17 protein-coding genes and 1 pseudogene are annotated in these 20,247 nt (G+C 62.7%); 7 read left to right on the forward strand and 11 right to left on the reverse strand.

The features are described from left to right. Positions 1-26 precede the first annotated feature (26 nt). From P3R82_RS02570 to P3R82_RS02585, 4 genes are all read right to left on the reverse strand, one after another. On the reverse strand, positions 27-764 hold the full coding sequence (locus tag P3R82_RS02570; RefSeq protein ID WP_283192886.1) for an ATP-binding cassette domain-containing protein: 738 nt from the start codon (positions 762-764) through the stop codon (positions 27-29). Continuing rightward, positions 764-1,783, reverse strand: a complete 1,020-nt coding sequence (locus tag P3R82_RS02575) for an ABC transporter permease (RefSeq protein WP_283192887.1) — start codon at positions 1,781-1,783, stop codon at positions 764-766. The genes P3R82_RS02570 and P3R82_RS02575 overlap by 1 nt, the downstream gene beginning before the upstream one ends. 69 nt (positions 1,784-1,852) lie before the next feature. Beyond that, positions 1,853-2,803 carry a substrate-binding domain-containing protein gene (locus tag P3R82_RS02580; protein WP_112820326.1) on the reverse strand — a complete coding sequence of 317 codons (951 nt, stop codon included), beginning with the start codon at positions 2,801-2,803 and terminating at the stop codon, positions 1,853-1,855. 253 nt (positions 2,804-3,056) lie between these two features. Further along, the gene (locus P3R82_RS02585; RefSeq protein WP_283192888.1) at positions 3,057-4,571 is read right to left on the reverse strand and encodes an aldehyde dehydrogenase family protein; all 1,515 of its coding nucleotides are present in this window, start codon (positions 4,569-4,571) and stop codon (positions 3,057-3,059) included. 121 nt (positions 4,572-4,692) lie between these two features. On the opposite strand from P3R82_RS02585, the gene P3R82_RS02590 reads away from it, so the two are divergent. Further along, positions 4,693-5,394: a GntR family transcriptional regulator gene (locus P3R82_RS02590; protein WP_183898164.1), complete on the forward strand. Its 702-nt coding sequence runs from the start codon at positions 4,693-4,695 to the stop codon at positions 5,392-5,394. A gap of 54 nt (positions 5,395-5,448) precedes the next feature. On the opposite strand, the gene P3R82_RS02595 is transcribed toward P3R82_RS02590, so the two are convergent. Then, positions 5,449-6,621, reverse strand: a complete 1,173-nt coding sequence (locus P3R82_RS02595; RefSeq protein ID WP_283192889.1) for a hypothetical protein — start codon at positions 6,619-6,621, stop codon at positions 5,449-5,451. Positions 6,622-6,974: 353 nt separating this feature from the next. On the opposite strand from P3R82_RS02595, the gene P3R82_RS02600 reads away from it, so the two are divergent. After that, the gene (locus tag P3R82_RS02600; RefSeq protein WP_283192890.1) at positions 6,975-7,280 is read left to right on the forward strand and encodes a hypothetical protein; all 306 of its coding nucleotides are present in this window, start codon (positions 6,975-6,977) and stop codon (positions 7,278-7,280) included. Between the two features lie 66 nt (positions 7,281-7,346). Here the strand turns inward: P3R82_RS02600 and P3R82_RS02605 are convergent, their stop codons facing one another. From P3R82_RS02605 to P3R82_RS02625, 5 genes are all read right to left on the reverse strand, one after another. Continuing rightward, complete coding sequence (locus P3R82_RS02605; protein ID WP_283192891.1) at positions 7,347-9,350, reverse strand: aldo/keto reductase; 2,004 nt, start codon at positions 9,348-9,350, stop codon at positions 7,347-7,349. Positions 9,351-9,419: 69 nt separating this feature from the next. After that, positions 9,420-10,505: a sn-glycerol-3-phosphate ABC transporter ATP-binding protein UgpC gene (gene ugpC / locus P3R82_RS02610; protein WP_283192892.1), complete on the reverse strand. Its 1,086-nt coding sequence runs from the start codon at positions 10,503-10,505 to the stop codon at positions 9,420-9,422. Positions 10,506-10,519: 14 nt separating this feature from the next. After that, positions 10,520-11,356: a carbohydrate ABC transporter permease gene (locus P3R82_RS02615; RefSeq protein ID WP_018901638.1), complete on the reverse strand. Its 837-nt coding sequence runs from the start codon at positions 11,354-11,356 to the stop codon at positions 10,520-10,522. Next, a complete protein-coding gene (locus tag P3R82_RS02620; protein ID WP_283192893.1) occupies positions 11,353-12,213 on the reverse strand; it encodes a sugar ABC transporter permease in 861 nt (286 codons plus the stop codon). Before P3R82_RS02620 ends, P3R82_RS02615 begins: the two co-directional genes overlap by 4 nt. Positions 12,214-12,280: 67 nt before the next feature. Further along, positions 12,281-13,555, reverse strand: a complete 1,275-nt coding sequence (locus P3R82_RS02625) for an ABC transporter substrate-binding protein (RefSeq protein ID WP_283192894.1) — start codon at positions 13,553-13,555, stop codon at positions 12,281-12,283. An 86-nt stretch (positions 13,556-13,641) separates the two neighbouring features. On the opposite strand from P3R82_RS02625, the pseudogene P3R82_RS02630 reads away from it, so the two are divergent. From P3R82_RS02630 to P3R82_RS02650, 5 genes and pseudogenes are all read left to right on the forward strand, one after another. After that, positions 13,642-14,552: pseudogene (locus tag P3R82_RS02630) on the forward strand (helix-turn-helix domain-containing protein). A 127-nt stretch (positions 14,553-14,679) separates the two neighbouring features. Further along, positions 14,680-16,524 (forward strand): IlvD/Edd family dehydratase, encoded by a 1,845-nt coding sequence (locus tag P3R82_RS02635; protein WP_283193493.1) that lies wholly within the window; start codon positions 14,680-14,682, stop codon positions 16,522-16,524. 196 nt (positions 16,525-16,720) lie between these two features. Beyond that, the gene (locus tag P3R82_RS02640; protein ID WP_283192895.1) at positions 16,721-17,881 is read left to right on the forward strand and encodes a fumarylacetoacetate hydrolase family protein; all 1,161 of its coding nucleotides are present in this window, start codon (positions 16,721-16,723) and stop codon (positions 17,879-17,881) included. 137 nt (positions 17,882-18,018) lie between these two features. Beyond that, the gene (locus P3R82_RS02645; protein WP_283192896.1) at positions 18,019-18,303 is read left to right on the forward strand and encodes a membrane lipoprotein lipid attachment site-containing protein; all 285 of its coding nucleotides are present in this window, start codon (positions 18,019-18,021) and stop codon (positions 18,301-18,303) included. 167 nt (positions 18,304-18,470) lie between these two features. Then, complete coding sequence (locus P3R82_RS02650; protein ID WP_283192897.1) at positions 18,471-18,920, forward strand: helix-turn-helix transcriptional regulator; 450 nt, start codon at positions 18,471-18,473, stop codon at positions 18,918-18,920. A 111-nt stretch (positions 18,921-19,031) separates the two neighbouring features. On the opposite strand, the gene P3R82_RS02655 is transcribed toward P3R82_RS02650, so the two are convergent. After that, positions 19,032-20,213, reverse strand: a complete 1,182-nt coding sequence (locus P3R82_RS02655) for a M20 aminoacylase family protein (protein ID WP_283192898.1) — start codon at positions 20,211-20,213, stop codon at positions 19,032-19,034. Positions 20,214-20,247 lie beyond the last annotated feature (34 nt).

Here is a 20,247-nt window from a genome sequence, read left to right on the forward strand (position 1 = left end):
ATGCCCCTTCCGTCTGTTGGGTGGGATCAGGTGAGCACGACATATTCGGTCAGCTGGTTTATCGTCGTGTCCGCCTTGTCGACATCGAAGACCTTGGTGCCATGGCTCATGATCACGAAGCGGTCGCAGACCTGATAGGCGTGGTAGATGTTGTGGGTGACGAGCACGCTGGAGACGTTTTCCGCCTTGAGCTTCAGCACCTGGTTCAAGAGAGCTTCCGTCTCGCGCACAGACAGGGCCGATGTCGGCTCGTCGAGGAGCAGGACGCGCTTCTTGAAATAGACGGCGCGGGCGATGGCGACGGCCTGCTTCTGGCCGCCGGAGAGATTGCCGACAAGCGTATCGGGGCTGTCGATGCCGGAGATGTGCACCGCGTTCTGCAGCACCTCCATGGCGATCTCGCGCATTTCGCTCTGCCTGAGAAAGCCGAAGCGGTCGGTGAGTTCGCGGCCCATGAAGATGTTGCGGGTGATCGAGAGCGAATCCACCAGCGCCGTATGCTGATAGATCGTTTCGATACCGGCGTCGGCGGAATCCGACCGGCAGGTGAACGCCGTCTTCTTGCCGTCGACGCTGAGATAGCCCTCCGTCGGCTTGTGAATGCCGGAGATGAGGTTGACGGTCGTCGACTTGCCGGCGCCGTTGTCTCCGAGCAGACCCACCACCTCGCCTTCGCCGATATGGAAACTCAGATTGCGCAGCGCCGTCAGCGCGCCGAAGCTTTTCGAGATGTTGTGCAGTTCAAGAAGATTGGGGACCGACATCACGCAAGACCTCGCCGCTCGATAAGATGGTTGAAGATGGCGGCCAGCACGATCAGCGTCGCGATGAACATGTCGAGATAGAAGCCCGGCGCGCGCAGCAGCAGCAGCACGTCGGTGATCGTGTGGATGAGGAGGACGCCGAGGAAGATGCCGATGATCGAGCCTCGTCCGCCGCGCAGCGACAGTCCGCCGATGACGCAGGCGGCGATCGCCTGCAGTTCCAGTCCGGCGCCCTGCCCCGGCTGCACGCTTCCGACGCGGGCCGTGGCCAGGATGCCGGCCACCGCCGCCATGCCACCGGCGATCGCGAAGGCCACCAGCTTGACGCGGTTGGTGTTGATGCCGATCGCTTCCGCGGCGGCACGATTGCCCCCGGTCGCGAAGACATGGTTGCCGAAGCGGTGACGGTGAAGGAGGTAGTGGAAGCCGATCACGAAGAGAACGATCCAGATGAAGGCGGCATTGATGCCGAAGAGCGTGCCGGCGAACAGGCTGGTGAAGAGCGGCTCCGGATCGAAGCGCACCTGGACGGCGCCATTGTAGAGCAGCACGGCGCCGCGCCAGAACAACAGGCCACCCAGGGTCACGATGAAGGACGGCAATCCGAAGCGCAGCGTGAGATGGCCGTTCAGAAGGCCGATCATGACACCCGCGAGGATGCCGATCGGCGCGGCGATGAAGGCGCTCAATCCGGCGCCGACGAGGCTTGCCATCAGGATGGCGGTGAAGGTGTAGACGGAGCCGATGGAGAGGTCGAATTCGCCCGCGATCATCAGCACGCCGGCGCCGAGCGCCAGGCTGCCGAGCACGGGGATCGCCTTCATCAGGATCGTCAGGTTCTGCGGCGAGAGATAGCGGAACTGATCGGGAAAGAGCAAGGCGCCCGCGATGCAGACGATCTGCAGCGTCATGAAGACGAGGAAGATCGCGCCGGCGGGCATCGCCATGATCTGCCGGATAATCGGTTGTTTCTGGGTCCGCGACCGGGGCGCGGCACTTGTCTCGAGGATTGGTGTCACGGTCTGGTACTCGATCGATTGGCGACGGAGAACCTGCCGGCGTCGCCGGCAGGTTCTCGCGAAACGCGGTTAGCGGAAGCTGCCGATCAGCGGCTTGACCGAGCTGATGCGCGACTTGTCGAGGAAGGCGCCCTGGCCGGTATCGACGTCGGTCGGGGTCAGCCCGTACTTCTTCGAGAGCGCGATCTGGGCGATCGGGTAGTAACCCTGAAGGTAGGGCTGCTGGTCCATGGTCGCGAACATCGCGCCTGACTCGACCGCATTGACGATCTCGACCGCGAGATCGAAGCCGCCGAACGGGACCTTCACGCCCGCGTCCTTGATGGCGCCGGCGCCGACGGTCGAGGTGACCGAGCCCGTGCCGAACACCGCCTTGACGCCGGGGTTGGCGATCAGGAACTGTGCCATGATGTTCTGCGCCTCGGCCGGATCAAGCCCGGCGCGAACCGTCTCGACCTTGATGCCGTTTTCCTTCATCGCCTTCTCGATACCGCCGCCGCGCGCGACCGCGAAGCTCGCCTCGGGGATTTCGCGCGGATTGAAAACGACGTCGCCGGATTTCAGGCCGAATTCCTTGATCATCCGGTTGCCGAGCTCGTAGCCGGATGAGAATTCGTTCATGCCGACATAGGCCTGGCGGCAATTGCCCTTGGCGCCTTCAAGATCGTCATTGTTGAAGCCGATGACGACGATACCGGCCTTCACGGCCGCGCAGATGCTTTCATCGAATGCATCCGACGAGGAGATGGCGACGGCGATACCATCGACGCCGGCCGCCGTCGCGCTCTCGATCAGGTCGTTCTGGCGAACCGGATCGTTGTTGGCGTACTGCACGTCGAGATCGACGCCGAATTGCGCGGCCGCATCCTTGGCGCCCTTCACCACGGGGTTGAAGAACTGGACGCTCGGATCGAGATAGATGATCATCGTTGCCTTGACGTCGGCGGCCAATGCCGTAGATGTCATCATCGTGGCGATACCCGCGGCCAATGCCGCGGTTTTCAACCTGGTCAATTTCATTTGCGTATCCTCCCTTTGGATGTGCAATGCGGGTCGAAAGACCCAAGTCTCGGCTGGCGGGCTCCGACCAAAGATCACGCCGGCCGAGATTTCCCTCCTGGACGTTCCGCCTTCTCCCAAAAGCGGAAACGCCCTATCCCTCTATTTCCCTGAAGCGCGTCGCGATCTTTCAGATCTCGCTCATGCGCTTCATCTTCTTGTTTCGTCGCATGTCTTTATCCCGAAACCGGTGACCACTTTCGGGAGACATGCTTTAGCCGAACCACGGCGCCGGTCGCCCGAACGTCACGTGCACGCCCTTGAACTGGGAATATTCATCAAAGCCATAGCGGCCGAGTTCGCGACCGAGGCCGCTCTTCTTGTAGCCGCCGATCGGCAGTTCCGGCGTGCCGTCGATGACGCTGTTGATCCAGCAGCGGCCGGCGCGAATGCGGCGGATGCTCTGCATGGCGTTTTCGAGATTGGTCGACCAGACCGAGGCGGAAAGGCCGAACTCGCTGGCATTAGCGAGGGCGACGGCTTCGTCCGCGGTCTTGAAGGTCAAGGTCGAGAGCACCGGTCCGAAGATCTCCTCGCGGGCGATCGACATCTCCGGCTTCACGCCGGCAAACACGGTGGGGGCGTAATAGATGCCGGTGTCCTTGCCGACGCGCTCGCCGCCGAGCAGCAATTCGGCACCGGATGCGATGCCGGCCTCCACGTAGGAATGGACCTTGCCGACATGCGCTTCCGAGATCATCGCGCCGATCTTGGTGCGGTCGTTCAGGGGATCGCCGAAGGTCACCTTGCGCGAGATATCGAGCAGGCGCTCCATCAACGCGTCGCGAATGCCTTCCTGGACCAAGAGCCGGCTGCCGGAAATGCAGCACTGCCCGCCATTGTGATAGACGCCGTAGGCGATGCCATCGGCAGCCGCCTCGAGATCAGCATCGGCGAATACGATCTGCGGACCCTTGCCGCCGAGCTCCAGCCCGACGCGCTTGACGCTACGCGCGGCGATCTCGCCAAGCTTGGTGCCGACGCGCACAGAGCCGGTGAAGGCAACCATGTCGACGCCGGGGTCTTCGGCGAGCACCTGGCCGGCCGGATCGCCGTAGCCGGTAACGACGTTGAAGACGCCATCGGGAATACCGGCCTCACGCGCCAGTTCCGCCATGCGGATCGACGTGCCCGAGGTGAATTCGGACGGCTTGAGGACAACGGTGCAGCCGGCGCCGATCGCCCACGGCACGCGCTCGGAGGCGATGATGAAGGGAAAATTCCAGGGCGTGATGATGCCGACGACGCCGACGGCTTCGCGCAGCACCAGGCCCAGGCGATCGTCGCCGATATTGTTGTGCGCCTGCCCTTCCAGAGCCCGCGCCTGACCGGCGGCATAGGACCAGAGGTCGGCGCAGAAGCCGATTTCGCCGCGCGCCTGGGCGATCGGCTTGCCGACCTCCAGGCTTTCGGCCAGCGCAAGCTCTTCCTGGTTCTTGAGGATCAGGTCGGCCACCTTGAACATCAGCCGCGAGCGCTCCGCACCCGACATGCGCGGCCAGGGGCCTGTATCGAAGGCGCGGCGGGCGGCGGCAACCGCCAGGCGCACATCATCGGCCGAGGCCTCCGGCCAGGTGCCGACGACGACGCCTGCGTGACCGGGGCTCACACGGTCAATCGTGCGGCCGGATGCGGCATCCACCGACTTGCCATCGACAAGCATCTGGTAGCGGGATTTAATGTTCAGCCGCGGATCACTGGAATCAGGCGCAATGAAATTGGACAGCACGTTTCCCTTAAAGCCGACACATCGTGCCGGCCCTCCCTTTTCACCCGGTTTCGGACCACCGGATTTATGTTGCGTTTGAATTGTATGGTACTGTATGGTGGTTTAAATTGGATGTCAACGGATGACGGCGACGAAAGACATGAACCTCGAATCCTTGAAGATTGAGACCGGCGAAACCGCTGCGGCGCAGGTGGAACGCGACCTGCGCGAGCAGATCATCAGGCTGGAACTGGCGCCGGGCACGCGGCTTTCCGAGCAGGAGATCGCGACGCGCATGGGTGTCTCCCGCCAGCCGGTGCGCGAGGCGCTGATCGCGCTCGGGAAATCACGGCTGGTCGATGTGCGCCCCAACCGAGGCACCGTGGTCGTCCGAATCTCGGCACGGCAGATGATGGAGGCGCGCTTCGTGCGCGAGGCGCTGGAGACCGCAGTGGCGCGCCGCGCCAGCGAGAGTTTCGACAGCTGGACGCGCCGCCGGATCGACACGATCATCGGCAGGCAGCGGGCCGCCATGCAGGCGCACGATCACAACGCATTCAGGCGAGAGGACGAACAGTTTCATATCGCAATTGCCGAGGGCGCCGGCTGCGGCCTTGCCTGGAACGCCATTTCCGACATCAAGGCTCATATGGACCGGGTCTGCAATCTGCAGCTTCGCCATCCGGATTCCATGATGCGGCTGATCACCGAACATGAGGCGATCATCACGGCGATCGATGGACGCGATGCGGACGCCGCCGCGTCGGCCATGCGCACCCACCTCAACGGGATCTTGTCGGATCTTCCGCAGATCGAAGCGGATCATCCCGACCTTTTTGAATAAGCAATGCAGAAAGGACGCCGAAACCGACGCCCTTTTTTTCCAGTTTCAGCTTAATCAGCGGCTTGCCATCACCATCTTGCAGAGGCTGACGAGGCCGGCATCGAAGCCGCCGGACCTAACCACGTCCTTGCAGCTTGCCTTGGCCTTGGCACGATCTCTCGCGGACATGTCGTTGATCATCGCCAGATTGCGGCCGCGCTCGCCCGTATCGCCATTGGCGTCATCGCCGGGGTTGTTGCCGGCGCCCGGACCACCGGGAATGCCGGGCGTACCGGGGACGCCGGGTGTGCCCGGATCCGTCCCGCCCGATCCAGCGCCGGACGGGATGGCGAGGCTGATTTCGGCGAGCGTGTTATCGCCCAGTCCGACATTGGCCATGGCGGCGGCGCTGGGAAGACCGGAGCCACCGACGGTCGCGCCGACATCCGCGTTCACACCATTCGTGCCACCAACACTGGCGGTCACATCAGCATCGACCAGACTGCCGGTTGTCGAACCGCCCCCACCCGAGCCCGTCGATCCGCCGCCGATCGCGACATTGGCATTGACGTCGGCTAGCGTATTGTCGCCGCCACCAACATTGGCGACCGCGCCGACGGTTGCAAGGTTGGAGCCACCGACGGTCGCGCCGACATCCGCGTTGACGCCGTTCGTGCCGCCGATGCTTGCGGTCGTGCCGAGATCGACGAGGCTCGGCTGCGTGCCATCGCCGGCGCCTGTCGAGGCCCCTCCGACAGCCAGATTGGCGTTGATATTGGCAAGCGTGTTGTCACCCGCGCCGACATTGGCGATAGCGCCCACGGTGGCGAGATTGGAGCCGCCGACGGTTGCATCGACATCGGCATTGACGCCGCTTGATCCACCGATCGTCGCGGTCGTGCCGACGCCCAGGCCGCCCGTGGGATTGCTGCCGCCGACCGAGGTGGCGCTGTTGATCCCGCCGGTGCCGCCAACCGACGCGTTGACGCCGAGGCCGCCAGTGGAATTGCCGCCGACATTGGCGTTCACGCCACTCGTTCCGCCGACGGAGACATTCGCGACATTCGAGCCGCCGCCAACCGTGGCGTTGACACCGTTGGCGCCGCCGACGGACACGTTGAGCCCGCCGCCGCTGCTGTTGACGCTGATGCCGTTCGAGCCGCCTATATCAAAAGCCGCGACCTGAGGTGGAACCAGCACGCTCGCGCAGCCGGCCGCCAATATGGCAATCGTTGACTTCAAGTACATCATTTTCTCCTCCGTTATGTCCTGAAAGGGCATGAGCCCCAGGGGCAAGAGGCCCCGGTCAAAAGCGGAAGTGCGCACTTCAGATCGTCAAGGCGAGATCAAGCGTGATCTACAACCATTCAACCATCACGTGAGGGTAAAGTTCCAAGGTACCGGTCGGTTCCTGGGAGGGGGACGGCGCGAGAAAATCTAATTAACGAACGACTAATATTCAGGCATCCGCGTGCCGTTTTCATATGCCGGGGCAGCTCCGTCAACCGAACGGCAAGCGTGCCACCGCATCTCGGCGGCATATTAGCAGTTGGCACGAGATATGCGTCGCTACAGCGGGGTTCCTTTGGTTGGAGGGAAGAATGACGGCCTTGGTCACCGATATCGTGAGTGCCACCGGACAGCTTGAGACGGCCATCCTGAACGCGACGATCGCCTCGCCGGATATATGGCTCGGCGCCAAATCCATGAAAACGAAAGCGAAACTGCTGCCGCAGGTGCTCGTGCGGCAATATCCCGAACTGTCCGAGATCGAATGCGAGCTGCGCGGCCTGTTCGAGACGTGCTCGAAGGCGGTTGACCGGAATTCGATCAACCCGGTGGTTGCAAAAGCGGCAATCTCGCTTGCCCACGAGTATCAGGCCGTCATCGAAGGGTTGCGGCGCTAGTCCTGGCGTGGCGGGAATCCGGAGCCCGAATTCCCGCCTTCTCACATCATCCTCGAGAACGAGGCGCTATGCCTCGAGCCACTTCACCTCATCCGGCGTCAGCTTGATATCGAGCGCCGAGAGGCTGTCCTCCAGTTCGGCGATCGTGCGTGGTCCGATCAGCGGAATGACGGGGAACTGCTGCGCGATGACATAGGCGAGCGCGATGTGGATCGGGCTGCGGCCAAGCTTGGCCGCCAGCTCGATGGCGCGGTCGCGGCGCACGAAGTTGCGGTCGGAATACCAGCAACGGACGATTTCCTCGTCGTCGTGCTTGTCGCGACCGGCACGGTCGGTGAAGAAGCCGCGGCCCTGGCTGGACCATGCGAAGTTCGGCACCTGCCGCTCGTTGAGCCATGTCTTCCATTCGTCGGTCGACGACGTCACGCAACCGGCCCAGATCGGGTCGAGCATTTCGGCGAGCGAGTAGTTGTTCGACAGTGCTGCCGGCGCCAGCTTGCCGTTCTTCGCGGCGTAAGCCGCCGCCTCGTCCATGCGCTCACGGGTCCAGTTGGAGCCACCGAAGATACCGCGGATGCGGCCGCGCTTGACCTCGGCGTCCATGGCATCGACGAACTCGCCGACCGGGACGTCGGTGTTGTCGCGGTGCATGAAGTAGATGTCGACGTAATCCGTCTTCAGGCGGTTGAGCGACTGGTCGAGCTGCTTGGCGATGATATCCGGATAGACCAGCGGCGAGTGCGCGCCCTTGCCGATCAGCACGATCTCCTCGCGGTTGACGTTGCGGCTCGTGTGCCAGTCGCCGAAGATGCTTTCAGTCTTGCCGCCGCCATAGATGAAGGCAGTATCGAAGACATTGCCGCCGGCTTCATAGAAGGCATCGAGCGTCAGCGAGGCGGCGGCGAAGTTCGGGAAGAATTCGAAGCCGAGGGTGACGACCGAGGCAGGCTTGGAGATGCCGGGGATGGACCGCTTGGGAATGCTGTTGCCGAGCGTGACCTTGTCGCCGGCAAGATTGGTCACCCGCTTCGCCGCCTTCTCGACGCTGTATTCCAGGCCGATCGACGCGCGCCACTGGTCGAGCACGCGCAGATTGCCGACGGAATCAGCCCATCCCATGCCCGGAGAGGTGAATTCCTGCCGGCCGGCGCGGATCGCATCGCCCGCCGCATCGACTTCGAAGGAATAGAGCCAGCGATCTTCCTTGACCTCGATCGTCTGCTGCTCGTTGCCCTTGAAGAGCTCGATCTTGCCGACACCACCCTTGTGTCCGGAGGCAAACCAGAAGTCCTTGACCTCGATGCGTCCTTCCGAGCCAATGATGCGCAGCGTGTTGTCCTGGTTGGCCATGATCGAGCACGAGACCTCGGCGATGACGCCGCCGGGGAACTGCAACACGGCGGACGCCCATTCGTCGACGCCCGACTGGCCGAGATGGCCAACGCCCGCAACCTTCTCCGGCTCGACGAACGGCTTGCCTTCGGCAGCCCCCGCGATCAGGCGCGCCATCGATACCGGATAGCCGCCGACATCGAGAATGCCGCCGCCGGCGGTCTCGTTGGCGAATAGGCGGTGTTCGGGCCTGAACGTGCCCATGTTGAAGCCGAAGCTGGTGCGGATGATGCGCAGGGCGCCGATCGCGCCGGATTTTACCAGCTCGACGATCTTGGCCGTCTGCGGATGGACTCGGTACATGAAGGCCTCGCCCGCGAAAACGCCGGCCTTCTTGGCTTCATGATAGATGGCGTCGGCATCGTATGAAGTGAGCGCGATCGGCTTTTCGACCAGCACATGCTTGCCTGCCCGGATCGCCTTGATCGCCCATTCGGCGTGGCCGGTGTGCGGCACGGCGATGTAGACGGCGTCGATCTCGCTATCCTCGAGCAGCGCCTCATAGCCCTTGACGATACGAGCGCCGGGGAAGTTTTCAGCGAGGCCCGGCTTTTCCGGGTTGCGGGTGGCGATGGCGACGAGCTTGCCGGTGCGCGAATGCGCGATGCCATCGGCGAAGGTGCGCGCGATTGTGCCCGGGCCGATGATGCCCCAGCGGATCGGTTGAGCTGAACTCATGGGAAAGTCCTCTTCTTTCATGTCGGTCAGTTGCAAGTCTTGGGATCAGAGTCTTGGGATGGAGTGATTTCAGCGCAGGCGTTTGCCCGCGCTGTCGAACAGGAAGACGCGTTTCGCGGTGAGCCCGACCGTCAGCGTGTCGCGCTGGGCAGCGGTGCGCGATTCAGGGCGCTCGATGATCATCTGCTCGCCGCTCGATGTGGTGGCGTAGATGTAGCTGGTGTTGCCGAGGTGCTCGGCGACGTCGATGGAGACGGTCAGATCCGTGTCGCCCTGCCCGGCATCGCTGAAATGTTCCGGCCGGATACCGACAGTGACGTCCGTCCCCCTCTCGACCACCGAGGTGATCGGCAGCGTCAGGCGCACGTTCTGCTCGCCGGCGATGGCGACGGTGGCGGTTCCCGGCGCCGTCTCCACCACCTGAGCCTTCAAAAAATTCATCTTCGGCGAGCCGACGAAGCCGGCGACGAACTGGTTGGCGGGATCGTCGTAGAGGTCGAGCGGCGCTCCCACCTGTTCGATGTTGCCGGACCGGAGCACGACGATCTTGTCGGCAAGCGTCATCGCCTCCGTCTGGTCGTGCGTGACATAGATCATCGTGGTGCCCAGCTGCTTGTGGAGGCGCGAGATTTCCACGCGCATCTGCACGCGCAGCTCCGCATCAAGGTTGGAGAGCGGCTCGTCGAACAGGAAGACCTGCGGCTCGCGCACGATGGCGCGTCCGATCGCCACGCGCTGGCGCTGGCCGCCGGAGAGCTGCTTGGGCCGCCGCTGCATCAGCTCGTTGATCTGCAGGATGTTGGCGGCATGCGTCACGCGCTTTTCGGTATCCGCCTTGGGATTGCCGTTCATGCGCAGGCCGAAGCTCAGGTTCTGCTCGACCGTCATGTGCGGATAGAGCGCATAGGACTGGAAGACCATCGCAATCCCGCGATCGGCCGGCTCGACATCGTTGACGACCCTGCCGCCGATGTTGATCTCGCCGCCGGAGATATCCTCGAGCCCGGCGATCATGCGCAGCAGCGTGGACTTGCCACAGCCCGACGGACCGACAAAGACGACGAACTCGCCATCCTTCACCTCGAGATCGGCGCCATGGATGATCTCGAGCGCGCCGAAGCGCTTGACCACGTTTTTCAAAGAAAGTTCAGACATCAGGCGTTCCCCGACTATTTGACGGCGCCGGCCGAAATGCCGGCGATGAAGTGACGTTGCAGGAACACGAAGACCACGAGGATCGGCGCGGTGAGCAACATGGCGCCTGCCATGATGCCGCCCCATGAAACCTTGGTGAGACCGATCAGCGATCCGAGCGCCACCGGCGCGGTCATCATTCCGGGTTTGGAATTGATGAGCAGCGGCCAGAGGTAGTTGTTCCACGACGCCAGGAAGAGGATGATTGCGAGCGCCGCCATCGTCGGGCGTGCCAGCGGCAAAGCGATGCGCAGGAAGATCTGCCGCTCCTTGACCCCTTCGACGCGCGCGGCATCGAAGAGTTCAGCCGGCATCATCGAGAAGGCCTGGCGCATGAACAGCACGCCAAGCGAGTTGAAGAGCGGCGGGACGATCAGCGCCACCCAGGTGTTGGCGAGCTTGAACTCGCGGGCCACCATGATGAACTGCGGGATGACGACGACGGCGAAGGGAAGCGTGATGGTGCCGAGAATGATGGCGACGACCATCGACTTTCCGACGAAGCGATAGCGCGCCAGCGCCCAGCCGGCCATCGAGGTCAGAAGCACCGACAGGAAGGTATACACCGAGGCCACCACGACCGAGATGAACATGGCGCGGACGAAATCGGTATCGGCCTGCAGGTTCTTGAAGTTCTCGACGAAGTTCGTCGACGGCCAGAGCACGATGTCGGGGCTGAAGATGCCGTAGTCGGGCATGGTCGAGAAGACGAACATCATCCAGATCGGAAACAGCCAGACGATCGCAAGCGGCGTCAGCACCACATGCAAGAGAACGGTCTGCAGCATCTTGGATTGGGACTTGGACTTCATTTCTGTTCCCTCCCGACCCAGAGATTGAGCAGCGAGATGGTGATGGCGAGGATGGCCATGGTGTAGGCGATCGCGGACGCGTAGCCGAAGTTCAGCGACAGGAAGCCCTGGCGATAGAGCAGCAGGCCGAGCGTTTCGGTGCCGCCGCCGGGACCGCCGCGATTGGTGATCAGGAAAGGTTCGGCGAAGAGCTGCATCGTGCCGATGACGGACAGGATGACGCAGAACAGGATGATCGGCTTCAACAGCGGCAGGGTGATATGAATGAACTGCCTGGTCTTCGAGACCTTGTCGAGCGTCGCCGCCTCGTAGACATCGTCGGGGATCGATTGCAGACCGGCGAGCAGGATGATGGCGTTGTAGCCCGCCCAGCGCCAGGTGACGGCGATGATGACGAGCGCCATCGCGGCATTGGCGTTGTCGAACCAGGAAACGGGAGACAGGCCGACCGAGGTGATCAGCTTGTTGACGATGCCGAAATCGATGCTGAACATCAGCCGGAAGACCGCGGCATAGGCCACCTCGCCGACGACGACGGGCGCGAAGAAGGCAAAGCGATAGAGCGGGCGCGCCTTGAGGAGCGGCGAGTTCAGGAGCACGGCCATCAGCGTCGCGAGCGCGATCATGACAGGCACCTGGATCACCAGGATGATCAGCGTGTTATAGAGCGCATTGTAGAAGGCGGGATCGCCGATCAGGCGTCCCCAATTGATGGAAGCGCTGAATTTCCAGGGGTTTACGCGCGTATTCTGAAACGAGATCAGAAACGAACTGATGATGGGCCATAGCCAGAAGGTGGCGAAGACCAGCAGATAGGGCGCAAGAAACAGATATGCGCTCCGGTTCCGGATCGGCATTTCATTCTCCTCAAAGTCGAAGCGAGAGATGGAAGCCGGGCACCGAAGGGGTGCCCGGTATCGTCACTCATTCCGCGATGGGAAGACCGGTGGCGGTCTCGATCTGCTTGGCGGCATCGTCGAGCGCAGCCTTCGCGTCCGGGTAGCCGCCGGCGAAATACTTGGTCTGCGTCGCCTTGTAGATGGCGTCGGCATCCGTCTGGAACTGCGTGCCGCGGCTCGGCACGATCTTCGGCAGGGTCGAGAGAATATCGGCCCAGACCTTCTGGCCGCCCCAATAGGGTTGCGCCTCGTTGACGAACGGATCCTGAACCGCCGACAGCAGCGACGGAACGAGGCCGAAGGACTTCAGCATCGCGACCTGGCCCTCATTGGTGCCGAGCGCGTAGTCGATGTAGGTCCAGGCGGCTTCCTTGTTGGCCGAGTTGGCGGCGATCGCCAGCGACGAGCCGCCGAGATTGGCCGCGCGCGGTCCGTCCGCCGTCAGGCTCGGCATCATGTAGACGCCCCACTTGCCGGAGAGATCGGGAGAGCCCGAGCGCACGGTGCCTTCGTACCAGCCGCCATACATCTGGCTGGCAGCCTTGCCGGCGGTGTTGGCCTGGATCTTCTCGTCCCAGATGGCGGCCGTCAGCGTGCCGGCGTCCTTCATCTCCTTGACCTTCTCAAGCGTGGCGACGCAGGCGGGCTTGTTGATGGTGATGTTCTGGCCATCGCTCGAGAAGTAGCCGCAGCCCTGCTCGTTGGAGATCATGCGGAACCATTCGCTGTCGCCGTTGAAATCGGCCTGCGCCATGACGACGCCGGGGTTTGCGGCCGAGATCTTCTTGCCGGCGGCGATGAAATCGTCCCAGGTCTTGATCGACGCCGGATCGACGCCGGCCTTTTCGTAGAAGTCGCGACGATAGAAGACGGCGACCGGACCGGAATCCCAGGGCATGGCATAGGCGACATCGCCCACTTCAAGCTCGGTGCGCTTGAACTCAGGGAATTTCGCTTGGATTTCAGCCGTATAGCCGAGGTCCTTCAAGTTGGCGAAGCAATCCGGGAAACGGTTCCAGAAGATTTCGGCCTCGAAGTTTTCGACCGTGACGATGTCGGGAAGACCCTCGCCGCCCGCCGCGCAAGCTGCCAGCATCTTGTCGAAAACCTGTTGGTTTCCAAGGTCTTCCACCGTGACTTTGATATCCGGATGGAGCTTGTTGAAGCCTTCGAGCGTGGACTTCAGCGCCGATGCGGCGACGTTCCAGCTCCAGATGGTGAGATTGCCCGACTGCGCGAAGGCGGAGCCGGATGCAAGAAGTGCAACAGCAGCGGTTGCACCGATAAGTTTGAAGCGCATTGAAAATCCTCCCTTTTCAATTGCCGTCCCTTAGCGAACGTGACTACACTAACCGCAAGGGAGCCGCTGTCTCCTAAAAAGGGAATATGGATTTGGCGGAAAGTAAGATTGAGCAGAGGGCTGTCTATCAGCCGGGAGCGAGCAGCATCGAGGGATTGCCGACGGCACTCCAGATGTTTCACAACCATCCGCCACCGATGCTGATGCCGCATTGGCATGTGCAGGTGGAGCTGAACTACATCATGCGCGGTGAGGTGCACTACCGCATGAACGGCCAAGACATCAGCATGAAGGCCGGCGACATGTGCCTGTTCTGGGGCGGGCAACCCCACCAGATGGACGAAAGCAGCGATGATTCGATCTATGCCGGCGGGCATCTGCCGCTGGTCTATTTTTTCGCATGCGGCTGCCGATCAATATCTCGAGCCGGCTGATGAAGGGCGAGATTCTCTTCACGTCGGCGACCGACGCCGCCGACATAGAGAACTTCCCGCGCTGGGTGGCTTACGCGAAATCCGGCGATGCGGCCAAGGCGCAGCACGCCGTTGAGGAGATGCTTCTGCGCATCGAGCGCATCGTGCTCGACCCCTATTCGATGCTGGCGCCCAACGGGCTTTCGGCGACGGATGATGTCGAGCAGGCCTATCCGCAATCCTCGCGCAGCGTCGCGCGCATGTGCGACTTCATCGCCCTGAACTTCCTGCACGAGATCGATTCGGTCGATATCGCGCGCGCGGCGGACCTGCATCCGAAGTATGCGATGAACCTGTTCAAGAAGACGACGGGCATGACGCTCAGCAAATACGTCAACCTGCTAAGGCTTTCGCGCGCACAGGCGATGCTGATGAACGAAGAGGCGAATGTGCTGCAGGTGGCGATGGATAGCGGGTTCGGCTCGATCAGCGCCTTCAACAAATCCTTCCGCCATATCGCCGGCATGTCGCCATCCGATTTCCGTCGCGACGCGCGCTTCATCTCGCAATACGTTCCTGCCTGAGGAGGCAGCGCCGTAAACGTTGCCGGAGTGACTTCAGTCCGTTTCGCGCGCCGACAATCCGCCATTCTTGCCGATGACAATGACGATCGGCAAACCGCATGACAATACCGCAGCAAAACCAAGGAAAATGATCGTGGTCGAGAAAACACCCGCCTCATCCAGTGACACCGCAATCGACGAGAAGACCGGGGCGCCGCAGCTTCGCTCCAGGGCCTGGTTCGACAATCTGGCCAATCCCGACATGACGGCGCTCTACCTCGAGCGCTACATGAACTTCGGCCTCAGCCAGGAAGAGCTGCAGTCGGGCCGGCCGATCATCGGCATCGCGCAGACGGGCTCGGACCTGTCGCCGTGCAACCGCCACCATATCGAGCTTGCCAAGCGCGTGCGCGAAGGCATCCGCGATGCCGGCGGGATCGCCATCGAGTTTCCGGTCCATCCGATCCAGGAAACCGGCAAGCGCCCCACCGCCGGCCTCGACCGCAATCTCTCCTATCTCGGCCTCGTCGAGGTGCTCTACGGCTATCCGCTCGATGGTGTCGTGCTGACGATCGGCTGCGACAAGACCACGCCGGCCTGTCTCATGGCCGCGGCAACCGTGAACATCCCCGCGATCGCGTTGTCCGTCGGCCCGATGTTGAATGGCTGGTTCCGTGGCGAGCGCACGGGCTCGGGCACGATCGTGTGGAAGGCGCGCGAGATGATGGCGCGCGGCGAGATCGACTACCAGGGCTTCGTCAAGCTCGTCGCCTCCTCAGCACCCTCGACCGGCTACTGCAATACGATGGGTACGGCAACCACGATGAACTCGCTTGCCGAAGCGCTGGGGATGCAGCTACCGGGTGCCGCCGCCATTCCGGCACCGTACCGCGATCGCCAGGAGATCTCCTACGAGACCGGCCTGCGGATCGTCGAGATGGTGCGCGAGGATCTGAAGCCATCCGACATTTTGACCAGGGAAGCCTTCATCAACGCGATCAAGGTGAACTCGGCGATCGGCGGCTCGACCAACGCGCCGATCCATCTGAACGCGCTTGCCCGCCATGTCGGCGTCGAACTCTCGGTCGACGACTGGCAGACCCATGGCGAGGAGATCCCGCTGCTCGTCAACCTGCAGCCGGCAGGTGAATATCTCGGAGAGGACTATTACCACGCAGGCGGCGTCCCCGCCGTCATGGGCGAACTGATCAAGCACGGCCATCTCGACACCAACGCGATGACGGTCAACGGCAAGACGGTCGGCGAGAACTACACGGCCTCGATGATCGAGGACGAAAAGGTCATCCGGCCGTTCGACCGGCCGCTGAAGGAGCGCGCCGGCTTCCGCGTGCTGAAGGGCAATCTGTTCTCATCCGCGATCATGAAGACCAGCGTCATCTCGCCGGAGTTCCGCGACCGCTATCTCTCCAATCCCGATGACCCGGAAGCCTTCACCGGCCGCGCCGTCGTCTTCGACGGGCCGGAGGATTACCACCACCGCATCGACGATCCGTCGCTGGCCATCGACGCCGCAACCATCCTCTTCATGCGCGGCGCCGGCCCGATCGGCTATCCGGGTGCCGCCGAGGTAGTGAACATGCGCGCGCCGGATTACCTGCTGAAGCAGGGCATCTCGTCGCTCCCCTGCGTCGGCGACGGTCGCCAGTCGGGCACATCAGGGTCGCCCTCGATCCTCAACGCATCGCCGGAGGCGGCCGCCGGTGGCGGGCTTGCGATCTTGCAGACGGGCGATCAGGTGCGCATCGACCTCAAGAAGGGAACCGCCAACATCCTGATCAGCGACGAGGAGATCGCCAGACGGCGCGCCGAATTGGTTGCGGCCGGCGGCTATGTCTATCCGGAAAGCCAGACGCCGTGGCAGGAAATCCAGCGCTCCTATGTCGGGCAGATGGAGACCGGCGCGGTGCTGGAGCCGGCGGTGAAGTATCAGCGGATCGCCCAGACCAAGGGTATCCCGCGCGACAACCACTAAGCGGCGACATTAATCATGGGCCGGTGACCGGAGAGGCGCCGGCCCGTGAGCGTTTTCGCGGATCGGCGATCCCTCCCGCGTATTCCGGCCTTGCCCGTTGTCGGCGAATGTGATCGATTTCGCTGCCGCTGGGTTGGAGGGCGGCGCATCCTTGGCTCATAGAGCGCGTCCATCGCTCGCGTGACGGAAAATTATCATGCCTCATACCCTTCTCGACGCCGCCGCCACGGGTGGTCTGTTCGTTGGCCGCGCCTGGAATCCTGCCGCCGACGGCCCCAGCATCGTGACGATCCGCGATCAACAGGTGATCGACATCACCTCGAAGGAGGCGGCAACCGTGAGCGCGCTTCTGGAGCGGTCCGATCTCGTGGCCTTCGTCCGCTCGGCTAAAGGCAAGTCTCTCGGAACACTCGAGGAGATCGCCGCCAACACTACCGGCAAGCCGGACAACTCGCGCCCCTATCTTCTGGCGCCGGTCGATCTGCAGGCGGTCAAGGCCTGTGGCGTCACCTTCGCGCAGTCGATGATCGAGCGGGTGATCGAGGAGAAGGCCGCCGGCAATCCGGATCGCGCGGCCGCGATCCGCGAGCGTGTCAGCACGCTCATCGGCGGCAGCCTCAACAATCTCAAGGCCGGTTCTCCCGCGGCAGCCACGGTCAAGCAGGCGCTGATCGAGGAAGGCATGTGGTCGCAATATCTCGAGGTCGGCATCGGCCCGGATGCGGAAGTCTTCACCAAGGCTCCGGTGCTCTCCTCCGTCGGCTGGGGTGCCGATGTCGGCCTGCATCCGGTCTCGACCTGGAACAATCCGGAGCCGGAAATCGTGCTCGCGGTCAACAGCCGTGGCGAGATCAGGGGCGCCGCACTCGGCAACGACGTCAACCTGCGCGATGTCGAGGGGCGCTCGGCGCTGCTGCTCGGCAAGGCCAAGGACAACAACGCCTCCTGCTCCATCGGCCCCTTCATCCGCCTGCTCGACGAGAGCTTCGATCTCGATGCCGTGCGTAGCGCCGAACTCGACCTGAAGGTCACCGGCGAAGATGGCTTCGTGCTTCACGGCAAGAGCTCGATGTCGAAGATCAGCCGCGATCCGACCGATCTCGTGCGCCAGACCTGCGGCGCGCATCACCAGTATCCCGACGGCTTCATGCTGTTTCTCGGCACGCTGTTCGCCCCGACGCAGGACCGCGACGCGCCGAACCAGGGCTTCACCCACAAGATCGGCGACGTCGTGGAGATTTCGTCGGCCGGGCTCGGCTCGCTTGTCAACACGGTCCGCCGCTCAAACGACTGCCCGCCATGGACCTTCGGCATCAGCGCGTTGATGGTCAATCTGGCGAAGCGCGGGCTGCTTTAGCCGCATAGCGCAGGCGAGCTCGGATGGCGGCGTCGTGCCGCCATCAAAAAACATCCGGGATAAGCCGTCACCGCCTGTCCATTCCCGGCCGCAACCATATATTCACGGGGTAAGCGAAGCTAATATGTGAGGGCGCGATGAAACGGACTGTGGTTGCGATTGTCGCACTGGCTCTCCTGGCAGGATGCACGACGGGCAAGGATTACTCCGCACCCGGCCTCACGCCCATTCCCGGCAGCATCATCTATAGTGGCCAGCCGCGGACGAAGCTCACGAAGTCGCCGATCGGCTCCACCTTCCCGCACAGCTTCATCGACCAATATGGCCAGGAGGTCGAGGAAACCTACATGATCCAGCCCGACCGGACCCTGAAGATTGTGCACCGCGTCATCCGACCGATCCGTTTCGGCGGTAGAGATTGAGCGACACGCACTCATAGCGTGAATCTTCACGCATTTTACCAACAGATCACCTTATCGTCATAATCCTGCGGTTGAATTTGATCGCTTGCTAAGACAAACTGTCATTGCTGGGAAGAGCCGGTTTGCCGGGGACTGTTTCGCTTCGATTCCGGCATAGGAAATACAGGATGAATGCAAAGACACCGAACGCAATCGATAGCTATGTGGGTTCCCAAGTCAGAGTGCGCAGGCAGTTGCTGGGAATGAGTCAGGAAAGGTTGGCCGAGCAGATCGGCGTGACGTTCCAGCAAGTGCAGAAGTACGAAAAGGGAATGAACCGAATCGGCGCCAGCCGCCTGCAGCGCATCGCCGAAGTCATGAACACCACGCCAAGTTTCTTCTTTCAGCAGGATCCGTCGGAGCCCCTTTCGCTCGCCGGACTCGATCTGACGGTGACGACCGATCCGGTCGCGGAATTCCTTAATTCCAAGGAAGGGCTCGCGCTGAACAAGGCGTTCATCAAGATCACCGACGTGCAGTTGCGCGAAAAGATCGTGGCGCTCGTCAAGGCGATGGCGCAGACGCAGACCCAGACCCAGGCGGCCTCGGAGAAATCCGGCACCCCATCCAATCAGTAACGGATTTTCCGTCGGCGGCGCATCCGCGCCTCGGGCTGCATGACATGAAAGAAGGGGCGCCGGTTTCGGGCGCCCCTTCTTCGTTTGGTCATGGACTTCGATGCCGGACGATCACGCGTCGAGGTAGCGTTCCGTGAGGCGCGCCCACATCGCCGCACCGGCCGTCAGGCTGTCATCGGCGAAGTCGTATTTCGCGCTGTGCAGGATCGCCGAGTTCATGCCGTTGCCGAGGCGCAGGAAGCTGCCCGGCTTGTGCTGGAGGAAGTGCGAAAAGTCCTCGCTGCCTGGGATCAGCGGGCAAAGCGCGACATTGCCCTCGCCAACCAATTCCTCGGCCACCATGCGGGCGAACTCGGTTTCCTTCTCGGAATTGACGACGACGGGATTGCCGTAGGCGTAGTCGATCTCGACGGTCGCGCCGAAGCCTTCGACGAGCGACGTGGTCAGCGCCCGGATGCGCTTTTCGAGGATCTCGCGAACCTTCGGATCGAACGAGCGCACCGTCAAAAGCATACTCGCGCTTTCCGGGATGACGTTGGCGACTTCGCCGGCATGGATGGCGCCGACCGTGACGACAGCCGTCTGCGTCGGATCGACATTGCGCGAGATGACCGACTGCAGCGAGACGACGAGGTTGCAGGCGACGACGACGGGATCGATCGTCAGATGCGGACGCGATGCGTGGCCGCCCTTGCCCGTGATCTTGATCTCGACCGTGTCGGCGGCCGCCATCAGCGGACCGGAACGCATCAGCCAGCTGCCCTCGGGCGCGCCGGGGTGGTTGTGCAGGCCGAAGATGGCGTCGAACGGGAAGCGTTCGAACAGGCCATCCTCGATCATCGCCTGCGCGCCGCTGAAACCGCCGGCTTCTTCGGCGGGCTGGAAGATCAGGTTGACCGTGCCGTTGAACTTGCGGGTGCGTGCCAGATATTCGGCGGCACCCAGCAGCACCGTCGTGTGGCCGTCGTGGCCGCAGGCGTGCATCTTGCCGGGAACCTGGCTGGCATATGGCTTGCCAGTCTGCTCGGTGATCGGCAGTGCGTCCATGTCGGCGCGGATCGCGATGCTCTTCTTGCCAGCGCCCTGGGTCATGCGGGCGACGACACCGTTGCCACCGACGTTGCGGGTCACTTCATAGCCCCAGCCCTCGAGCTTTTCGGCGACGAAGCGCGCGGTTTCCGTCTCCTCGAACGACAGTTCGGGGTGGGCGTGCAGATGCTGGCGGATGGCGCGGAGTTCGGCGTCCATGGGCTCGAAATCCGAAAGGCGGGCGAAATCGTTGTCGATGGTCATGTCCGTTCCAATTCTTTGCATGCGTGGTACGCTG

The sequence above is a fragment of the Rhizobium sp. AN80A genome, from assembly GCF_030053015.1.
GTDB classification, from domain to species: Bacteria; Pseudomonadota; Alphaproteobacteria; order Rhizobiales; family Rhizobiaceae; genus Rhizobium; species Rhizobium metallidurans.